This window comes from Mycobacterium sp. (assembly GCF_032162105.1).
In the GTDB taxonomy this organism is placed as follows: Bacteria; Actinomycetota; Actinomycetes; order Mycobacteriales; family Mycobacteriaceae; genus Mycobacterium.
This window is the reverse complement of the sequence record NZ_JAVRPS010000136.1, coordinates 1-8,954: the sequence shown is the minus strand read 5'-3', so window position 1 is coordinate 8,954 and position 8,954 is coordinate 1. Positions and strand designations below refer to the sequence as shown.

Genomic DNA, 8,954 nt, shown 5'->3' with positions numbered 1-8,954 from the left:
GGTCGACGTTCGAGAGCGCGACGGTGTGGAGCTGTTGTTGCGGGTGGGCCTGAACTCGGGCCAGGTGATCGCCGGTGAGATTGGTTCAGGCCCATTCGGTTACACCGCCGTCGGCGAGCAGGTCGGGATGGCGCAGCGGATGGAGTCCGCCGCTCCGCCGGGTGGTGTGATGGTCTCCGAGTCGACCGCGCAGCTCGTCGGCGACCTGGTGAAACTGAGTGACCCTGAGCCGGTGCACCTCAAGGGCCGCGAGGATCCTGTTCTCGCGCGACGTCTGTTGGCCGTCACCTTGCAGTCCGGCGTGAGCGGCCGGGGTGAGCTGAGCCTCGTTGGCCGCCGCTGGGAGATACCGGCGGTGGAAGGCATCCTGCAGGGCGCCATCGACGGACACGGTGGGGTGGTCGGTGTCGTTGGCCCTGCCGGAATGGGCAAGAGCCGCGTGGTTCGCGAGATCGCGTCGATCGCAATCACGAAGGGCGTCGAGGTCATCAGCGCGTATTGCGAATCACATGAGCGCGAAGTGCCCTTCCACGTCGTCGGCCGGCTGCTTCGTGCGGCCACCGGGGTCGACGAAGCCGATGGCGAAACCGCGCGCACCCGGCTGCAGGCTCTGGTCCCCGACGCCGACCCGCAGGACATGCTGCTGTTCTACGACCTCCTTGGCGTTGCGAATCCGGACGTGGCCGTGCCCAGCATCGACCCGGACGCGCGCCGGAGGCGACTGACCGCATTGGTCAATGCGGTCTTGAAGGCCCGAGCGCCACCGGCTGTCTACGTCATCGAGGACGCCCACTGGATCGACGACGTCAGCGAATCGATGTTGGCCGACTTCATGGTGGTGATTCCACAGACCCCGTCGTTGGTGATGGTGACCTATCGTCCCGAATACCGTGGGGCTCTGAGCCGTGTCGCCGGTAGCCAAACGATTGCGCTTGCGCCGCTGAGTCGGCCGGACTCGGCAGCGTTGATCGCCGAACACCTGGGCACCGATCCGTCGGTGGCGGTACTTGCCGGGACGATCGCGGAGAGAGCGGCAGGCAATCCCTTCTTCGCCCAGGAACTGGTGCGAAATCTTGCCGAGCAGGGTGCGCTTCGAGGCGGACGCGGTTCGTACGTCCGCAACGTCGAGTACACGGACGTCACCATCCCGCCGACCCTGCACGCGGCCATCGCTGCCCGCATCGACCGCCTCGACCCCGCAGGCAAGCGCACGTTGAACGCCGCGGCGGTGATCGGATCCCGGTTCGGCACCGAACTGCTCGTTGCGCTCGGCATCGATGACGTCGCGGACGAACTGGTCGCGGCCGAGTTGATCGACCAGGTGAAGTTCACCCAGCCCTCGGAATACGTCTTTCACCACCCGCTGATCCGCGCAGTGGCCTACGAGTCGCAGCTGAAGGCCGACCGTGCAGAACTGCACCGACGGCTGGCCTCGTCGATCGCGGAGCGCAATCCCGAGGCGGCCGACGAGAACGCCGCGCTGATCGCCGAACACCTGGAATCGGCTGGTGAGAGCCATCCCACCTACGTCTGGCACATGCGGGCCGGCGCGTGGTCGACCAACCGTGACATCATCGCCGCGCGCACCAGCTGGCACCGAGCGCGAGACGTCGCAGATGCCTTGCCCTCAGACGACCCGGACCGTACGGCGATGCGCATTGCACCCCGAACGCTGCTGTGCGCCACCGCGTATCGAACGGCGACCAACGTCTCTCATTCCGGCTTCGACGAACTGCGCGAACTGTGCGCCGCGGCGGGTGACAATCGGTCGCTGGCCATCGCGATGCTCGGCCAGATCACGGAGTGCATGCTGCACGGCCGCGCGCCAGAGGCGGTCCGCCTGGTGTCCGAACAGACTGTTCTGCTCGAGGCGATCGGAGACCCCGAACTGACTGTTGGGCTGGCCTTCGGCGCAATGGTCGTCTACCAGGAGACCGGTCAGATGACCGAACTGCTGCGCTGGACCCAGCGCGCGATCGACCTCGCCGACGGCGATGTCACCAAGGGCGGTTTCGTTCTCGGGTCGCCGTTGTCCCTGTCGATCCTGTTTCGCGGCCTTGCCCGGTATTGGATGGGGATTTCGGGCTGGCGAGCCGATTTCGACGATGCCCTCGCGATGGCCAGGAATGCCGACGCGCACACCTTCGCCAGCGCCGTCGTATACAAGTACGGCTCCGCGATCATCAACCGTGTCCTGCTGCCCGACGCCATGGCGGTTCGTGATCTGGAGGAGGCGCTCGAGATCGCCGTGAAAACCGGTGATCACACCACGTTGGCGCTGACCCGGTACATCACCGCCGGCGCCCTCATCGAAAGCGGCACCGACCGGGATCGCGGACTGCGGTACCTCGCCGAGACTCGCGACCTGTGTCTGAGTGGGCAGTTCTTCGCGACCGAACTGCCGATCGTCGACATCTACCTCGCCCGGGAGCGGGTGCGGCAGGGAGATGCTGATGACGCGATTCCGATCATACGGGCGTCGGTCGACACCGTCTTCGCCAACGGGCAGTTCGGATTCAGCGTCATGTGCACCAGCATCCTGGTGGAGACATTGCTCGACCGTGCTGCCGATGGCGATGTGGCGGAGGCGGAGGAGGCGACCGAGAGACTGGCGAACGCGACCATCCAAGACCTGGCGGTGTGCGACGTCGCGCTGCTCCGGCTTCGGGCGTTGCTGGCAAGAGCCCGTGGCGATGACACGGCGTATCGGCAGTTTTCCGACCGCTATCAGGCGAGGGCGACCAACCTCGGCTTCGAGGGTCACATGGCATTGGCAAAGTCGATGGCCGCAGGTCATCCCTCCAGTACTGCCATGGCGGCGTTGTGGCCGCCGATCCCCGACACCGCGCCGCCCCGGTGAGAGGCTGAGCCGCACAACAGAATCCGGTCGTGCGACGTCGCAACCCCCCACCGCTGAGCGGGTGTCTCCAGTGGCTCGTCGTCCTCGACGAACGGCCAACGCAGAGCGCCGTGGAAGATGTTGCCCGCCGTCATGCCGAGCGCATCCTCCAGATCCGCCGTCGTCTTCGCTTCGATGCAGGACCTGCCGTGTGCATCACTCATCACGACGTCCCGGATGGGCTCGGCGAGAACGGAATCCAGCGACACAAGGACTGCGTCGGTCAGTCGTGCCCGCATGCCGTCGGGATCGGCGGCGGTGATCAGATGATGCGGGGTGTGCAGGCCGAACACCGTGAGGGTCTGCGCGCCGGAACGCGAGAGTTCGTCGGACAGGATCGTCGGATCGCTCAGTGAGTGGCAGTAGATCTCACACGGCAGCGGATCGGGCACGCTGCCGCCGACCGCCCGGTCGTACGCGGCATCGAGCTGACTGAGGTTCTCGTTGATGTGGAAGGTGCCGCCGAAAGCCTGTTCGGGACGCACGGATTCGTCACGCAGCCGCGGTAGCCGCCGCAGCATCAGGTTCACCTTGACCTGGGCGCCCTGCGCCTGCGTCGGCTCCGGTTCGCCGAGCAGTCGCGCCAGCACCGTAGGGGTCACCCCGGCCAGGATCGTCCGCCCGTGGATCCGACGCTCGGTGTCGTCGTGGCGGTAGACCACCTCGCCGTCGGGGGTGACGGCGTGGACGTCGGCGCCGGTGACGATGTCGGCGCCATGGCCGAACGCCGCCGCGGCGAGCGCACCGCTCACGGCGCCCATGCCGCCGATCGGGACGTCCCAGTCACCGGTTCCGCCGCCGAGCAGGTGGTAGAGGAAGCACACGTTCTGCACGAGCGACCGATCGTCGGTGCGGGCGAAGGTGCCGATCAACGCATCGGTGGCCATCACTCCGCGGACCAGGTCGCTGCCCACCGCGCCGGTGATCGCATCGCCGATCGGCGCGGCGACCATTTGCTCCCAGGCGATGGCGGCGTCGGGTTCGCCGCAGGCAAGCACGTGGTCCCGCGCGACGCGCCTGGTCCGCAACGGCTCGGTCAGCGTCGGCCACAGCCGCCCCGTGACGGTGCGGCAGCGGCGGTAGAACTCGTCGAAGCCCGGTTGGTCGCCTGCCGCGCCAACGGCGTCGAACGTACTGTGCCGTCCCACCAGCAGGCCGGTCTCACCCGCGGTGGCGGGGTCCGGGGTATAGGACGAATCGCGGCGGCGGGACAGGCGAACCCGGGCCCCGAGGTCGTCGAGGATGCGCCGCGGCAGCAGGCTGACGAGGTACGAGTAGCGCGACAGCCGGGCGTCCACGCCGTCGAATGCGTGCGCCGAGACGGCAGCGCCGCCGACGTGATCGAGGCGTTCGAGCACCCGCACCCGGCGGCCCGCCCGCGCCAGGTAGGCGGCGGCGACCAGGCCGTTGTGACCGCCGCCAATGATGACGACGTCGAAGCGATCGTCGGACGTCACGGCCGATCAGTTCAGGTAGCCCTCGACCTGATCGGGCGGACGCACCTGAGCCTGATCGGGGTCCTGACCGGTCTCGCGCAGTGCCCGGCGTTGCCGGAGCAGGTCCCAGCACTGGTCGAGCTGAACTTCCACGGAGCGCAGTCGCTGATGCTCCTCGGTTTCATCGATCTGATGGTGTTGCACCTTGGCCCGGAGCTCACGCTCCTCGGCGACGAGCTGGTTGACCTCGGCGAGAATGTCACGGTCCTTGTCCACCCGACCAGTCTGCCCGACTACGGTGTTGGGCGTGGCGAGCGACAAGAAACCCGAGATCGAATTCCCCGACGGTCCCGCACCCGCTGAACTGGTGATCGAGGACGTAGTGGTGGGTGACGGCGCCGAAGCGGTCCCCGGCGGCACCGTCAAGGTGCACTACGTCGGCGTCGAGTACGACACGGGCGAAGAGTTCGACAGCTCGTGGAACCGGGGCGAGTCAATCGAATTCCCCCTGCGCGGTCTGATTCAGGGCTGGCAGGACGGTATCCCTGGCATGCAGGTGGGCGGACGGCGCAAGCTGGTCATCCCGCCGGCCCAGGCCTACGGACCGGCGGGCTCGGGGCACCGGCTGTCGGGCAAGACGCTGATCTTCGTCATCGATCTGCTCGACGTTCGCTGACCGGACGCCCCGACCCTTCCCAGGCGACCCTAGGCTGGCTGCCGACGACAGGAGGCCCATGGCGGGATCCGACGAGGACCAAACGGCCAAGCGGCGCACCAACTCGAAGTTCTACCGACGACAACCCGGCCTTGGGTGGCTGCTGGCCTTCCTGGTCATTCCCGCTCTGCTCGCCCTGATCGGCTGGGCCGGTATGGATCGCTCGGACAAGGACCTCGAACTCACCACGCCAAGCGTGGACCCGTCGGCCACCCTCACGGCGCCATCGAGTCCTTCCGTCGCGACGACGAGCGCAGGCGTGCCCGCAGCGGGTTCCGCGCCCTTCTCGATCGTGCGCAACGGCAACGTGGGTGACCCCGCGGGCGTCAAGGGCTTTACCCTCGCCGGTGAAGTACCCGACGAGTCGACGAAGGCATCGTTGCTCGATGCGCTCAAGACCGCGTTGCCGGGTGCGGCCATCGTCGACAACCTCAAGGTGGTCCCTGGCGTCAGCGTTCCCGATTTCGCCGGACTGGGTGGGGTGTTCAGCGCCGCCGTCGGCATTCCCGACTTCGGCTTGCACCTCGAACGTGACACGCTGACGTTGAGCGGCACCGCGCCGTCAGAGGACCTGAAGGGGGCCGCTGAAGCGGCAGCCGCCGCGGCATGGCCGAATGTCAAGATAGTCAACAACATTCAGGTCACGGCGGCATCGGCACCGCCTGCACCGCCGGCAGCTCCACCTGCCGGGGTGGGCACAGGCGGCGCCTGCGCGACGCTTCAGGCCGACATCACCGGGCTGCTGCGCACGCCGATCAACTTCAGCACCGACGGCTTCACGTTGGCGCCGGACTCACGGCAACTGGTGTCCCAGGTCGCGGGCAAGCTGAAGGCCTGCCCCGATGTCAAGGTGGCAGTGGCCGGACACACCGACAACAGCGGCAACGACGCCATCAACGTGCCGCTCAGCGCGAGTCGCGCCAAAGCCGTTGCGGATGCTCTCGTTTCGGACGGAGTGACCGCCGGCGCCGTGACCTCGCGGGGCGCGGGCTCGGCTGATCCCGTCGCGAACAACGGCACCCCCGAGGGCCGGGCGCAGAACCGCCGCGTCGAGATCACGGTCAGCTGAGGAGATTCGACATGGACTTCGTCATCCAATGGGTGTGGTACCTGCTCGCGTTCCTGGCGGGGTCGCTGGTCGCATGGGCGCTCGCCGCGGTCACGATCAAGCACACCAGCGAGGAGGCCGCGCTGGCCGACCTGGGTGCGCCGGAACCGGGAACAGGGAAATGACCGTGAACTGGTGGTTCGTGGCACTGGCCTTCGTGCTCGGGTTGGTCATCACGGCGGCCTTCATGATCCGGCGGGTCGAGCGCGAGGCGCCGGTATCCGCTGGGGCGGGAGCGGCCGGTGGCGGGTCCGCGGCGAAGCTCGTCGACTCGGGCAGCGATACCCCGCCGGCCGACAAGGTCACCGAGACAACGGCTCCCGTCGAGGAACCACCGTACGGCGAGGGCTCGCTGCGGCTTGCGGTGGCATCGGCGGACGCTCCGTCCGGCTACACGATCAAGGGCAACGAGGATTCGATGCTCTACCACTCAGCGGAGAGCCCGACGTACAAGCGGACGGTCGCCGAAGTGTGGTTCCGCGACGTCGAGACGGCAGAAGCGGCGGGCTTCAATCGTTGGGACAGCGGCAAGTCCCAGCGCGGCAAGTAGCAGCGCAGCAGAGCCCGTTACGACGGGCCGGGCAGCCGCAGTAGCAGTCGGGCGCCGCCAAGCGGGCTATCGTCCAATGATGCCGTGCCGCCATGTATTTCGGCCTGCTGAGCGACCAACGCCAGGCCCAGTCCGGAGCCCGAGTGCGATGCCGTCGACCCCCGTGAGAACCGTTCGAACACCACCTTGCGCTCCTCGTCGGGCACACCGCATCCGTCGTCGTCGATCGCGATCTCCACCCCGGCGCGTGAGCTCACCGCGGACAGCTGCACCCGGGTCGCACCACCATGCTTCACGGCGTTGGCGATCGCGTTGTCGACGGCCAGCCGCAGCCCGGCGGGCAGGCCGACGATGATCACCGTCGGCGCGGGCGCCAGCGACACGTCCAGGTCGGGGAACACGCGCATCGCGTCGTGAGCGGCCCGGTCGAGCAGCTCGGTGATGTCGACAGGAACATGGTCGTCGAACGTGGACAACTGGCCCTGCGCAAGCCGCTCGATCGCCGACAGCGTCGCCTCGATGCGCGTCTGGGTACGGATGAGGTCGTTGAGCACTTCCTTGCGCTGCTCCTCGGGCATGTCCAGGGTGGACAGCACCTCGAGGTTGGTGCGCATGGCCGTGAGTGGAGTGCGCAGCTCGTGTGACGTCACCGCGGCGAAGTCGCGGGCCGACGCGAGCGCGGCCTTGGTGTTGTCCTGCTCCTCCCAGATGCGTTGCACCATGCCGTTGACCGCGTCGGCGATCTCGACCGCCTCGGTGGCACCCCGCACTTCGACGTCGGGTGCCTCACCTCCCACGTCGATCGCCCGCGTCTGCTGGGCGAGCCGTTTCAGCGGCCGCACCGCGAACGCGGCAAGCAGCCAGCCGGCGACCGCGGCCGCGCCGATCGCGAACAGACAGATGATGATCACCCGCCGGTGCAGGTTGTAGGTGTCGGCGAGGGTGAAGTCGTAGGTGGCACCGACGGCCACCGACATCGGTTCGGGCACCCGGATCTCGACCGTGCGCACCCGGTAGCGCACCCCGTTGACGTTGGTGTCGGCGTAGCCGGGCGACAACTCGGGCAGGATCACGTTCGAGTTCGACGTGACGTCGCCGTCCTTGCGCACGGTGATGATCGCGTCCTGGTCGTTGGGCGACTTCGGGATCTGGTCGAGGCCTCGCGGCAGGAACGGGATCGCGAACCCGGCCGCCTCGTCGAGGCGGCGGTCGAGGCGCTCCTTGCGGTCGTTGGTGATACCGACCCAGACGATGGTGCCGACGATGCCGACCACGATCGCCGCCGCGATGGCCGTGGCGAACGCGACGCGGGTCCGGAGCGAAGGGGTGCGCCGGAAGTACCGCGACAGGCGATTCATCTCATCACTGCGTGCGGAGGACGAATCCCACCCCGCGCACCGTGTGCAGCAGGCGTGGCGCGCCGTTGGCCTCGAGCTTGCGGCGGAGGTATCCGATGAACACGTCCACCACGTTGGTGTCGGCCGCGAAGTCGTAGCCCCAGACGAGCTCGAGAAGCTGGGCCCGGGACAGCACCGCGGTCTTGTGCTCGGCGAGCACCGCGAGCAGGTCGAATTCGCGCTTGGTCAGGTCGACGTCGACTCCGTTGACGCGGGCGCGCCTGCCGGGGATGTCGACCTCCAGCGGGCCGACGGCGATGGTCTCCGACGAGAACGTCGCGGTGGCACCGCGTCGGCGCAGCAGCGCCTTGACCCGAGCCACCAACTCGGCCAGCACGAACGGCTTGACCAGGTAGTCGTCGGCGCCCGCCTCCAGACCGGCGACGCGGTCGTCGACCGAGCTGCGCGCGGACAGCACGCACACCGGGACGTCGTTGTCCATCGCGCGCAGCGCGGTCACCACGCTGACCCCGTCGAGGATCGGCATGTTGATGTCGAGGACGATCGCGTCGGGCCGGGTCTCGGTGGCGCTGCGCAGCGCTTCGGCCCCGTCCACGGCCGTCGTGACGTCGAAGCCGGACAGCCGGAGCCCACGCTCCAACGACGCGAGCACGTCGGGATCGTCGTCGACCACGAGTACTCGGGGGGATGAACCACCGCTGTCCATACAGTCATCTTGCCCGATGACCCTCTCCAGGCGTGTTAGGCGCGGGACTGCGCTGCGATGCCGTCTGCGAGAGTTCATGCCGCGTCCCGACCAAACAGCCGTTACCAGTGCTAACTTCATCAATCGTGCATCCCACCGGTCCCCACCTGATCGTCCAACCCGACGACGGCCTCGGGCCGGTC

At 67.9% G+C, this 8,954-nt stretch carries 9 protein-coding genes; 5 read left to right on the top strand and 4 right to left on the bottom strand.

All coding sequences use genetic code 11. The features are described from left to right. Positions 1 to 2,860: ATP-binding protein (locus QOC69_RS06705; protein ID WP_526437619.1), on the top strand; the 2,860-nt coding region annotated here is incomplete at its 5' end. Here QOC69_RS06705 and QOC69_RS06700 read toward each other — a convergent pair. Both QOC69_RS06700 and QOC69_RS06695 read right to left on the bottom strand, forming a co-directional pair. Next, a complete protein-coding gene (locus QOC69_RS06700; protein ID WP_526437617.1) occupies positions 2,794 to 4,356 on the bottom strand; it encodes a phytoene desaturase family protein in 1,563 nt (520 codons plus the stop codon). The genes QOC69_RS06705 and QOC69_RS06700 overlap by 67 nt on opposite strands. A 6-nt stretch (positions 4,357 to 4,362) precedes the next feature. Further along, entirely contained in the window at positions 4,363 to 4,611 is a 249-nt protein-coding gene (locus QOC69_RS06695) for a DUF2630 family protein (RefSeq protein WP_526437615.1), read from the bottom strand. A 31-nt stretch (positions 4,612 to 4,642) separates the two neighbouring features. On the opposite strand from QOC69_RS06695, the gene QOC69_RS06690 reads away from it, so the two are divergent. From QOC69_RS06690 to arfC, 4 genes are read left to right on the top strand one after another with little or no spacing between them, the layout of a single operon-like run. Further along, positions 4,643 to 5,011, top strand: a complete 369-nt coding sequence (locus QOC69_RS06690; protein ID WP_526437613.1) for an FKBP-type peptidyl-prolyl cis-trans isomerase — start codon at positions 4,643 to 4,645, stop codon at positions 5,009 to 5,011. A gap of 58 nt (positions 5,012 to 5,069) precedes the next feature. Then, positions 5,070 to 6,119 (top strand): channel-forming protein ArfA/OmpATb, encoded by a 1,050-nt coding sequence (gene arfA, locus QOC69_RS06685; protein WP_526437611.1) that lies wholly within the window; start codon positions 5,070 to 5,072, stop codon positions 6,117 to 6,119. An 11-nt stretch (positions 6,120 to 6,130) separates the two neighbouring features. Continuing rightward, positions 6,131 to 6,283: a channel accessory protein ArfB gene (arfB, locus tag QOC69_RS06680; RefSeq protein ID WP_526437609.1), complete on the top strand. Its 153-nt coding sequence runs from the start codon at positions 6,131 to 6,133 to the stop codon at positions 6,281 to 6,283. Then, complete coding sequence (arfC, locus tag QOC69_RS06675) at positions 6,280 to 6,708, top strand: channel accessory protein ArfC, sunset domain variant (RefSeq protein WP_526437607.1); 429 nt, start codon at positions 6,280 to 6,282, stop codon at positions 6,706 to 6,708. Before arfB ends, arfC begins: the two co-directional genes overlap by 4 nt. Before the next feature lie 17 nt (positions 6,709 to 6,725). Here arfC and QOC69_RS06670 read toward each other — a convergent pair whose 3' ends face one another. Together QOC69_RS06670 and QOC69_RS06665 are read right to left on the bottom strand one after the other, a co-directional pair. Next, a complete protein-coding gene (locus QOC69_RS06670) occupies positions 6,726 to 8,066 on the bottom strand; it encodes a sensor histidine kinase (RefSeq protein WP_526437605.1) in 1,341 nt (446 codons plus the stop codon). 4 nt (positions 8,067 to 8,070) lie between these two features. Beyond that, on the bottom strand, positions 8,071 to 8,772 hold the full coding sequence (locus tag QOC69_RS06665; protein WP_526437603.1) for a response regulator transcription factor: 702 nt from the start codon (positions 8,770 to 8,772) through the stop codon (positions 8,071 to 8,073). Positions 8,773 to 8,954 lie beyond the last annotated feature (182 nt).

Coding starts and splice junctions, on each gene's coding strand:
- arfA (WP_526437611.1), top strand. CDS start 5,070: ATGGCGGGATCCGACGAGGACCAAACGGCCAAGCGGCGCACCAACTCG.
- arfB (WP_526437609.1), top strand. CDS start 6,131: ATGGACTTCGTCATCCAATGGGTGTGGTACCTGCTCGCGTTCCTGGCG.
- arfC (WP_526437607.1), top strand. CDS start 6,280: ATGACCGTGAACTGGTGGTTCGTGGCACTGGCCTTCGTGCTCGGGTTG.
- QOC69_RS06670 (WP_526437605.1), bottom strand. CDS start 8,066: ATGAATCGCCTGTCGCGGTACTTCCGGCGCACCCCTTCGCTCCGGACC.
- QOC69_RS06665 (WP_526437603.1), bottom strand. CDS start 8,772: ATGGACAGCGGTGGTTCATCCCCCCGAGTACTCGTGGTCGACGACGAT.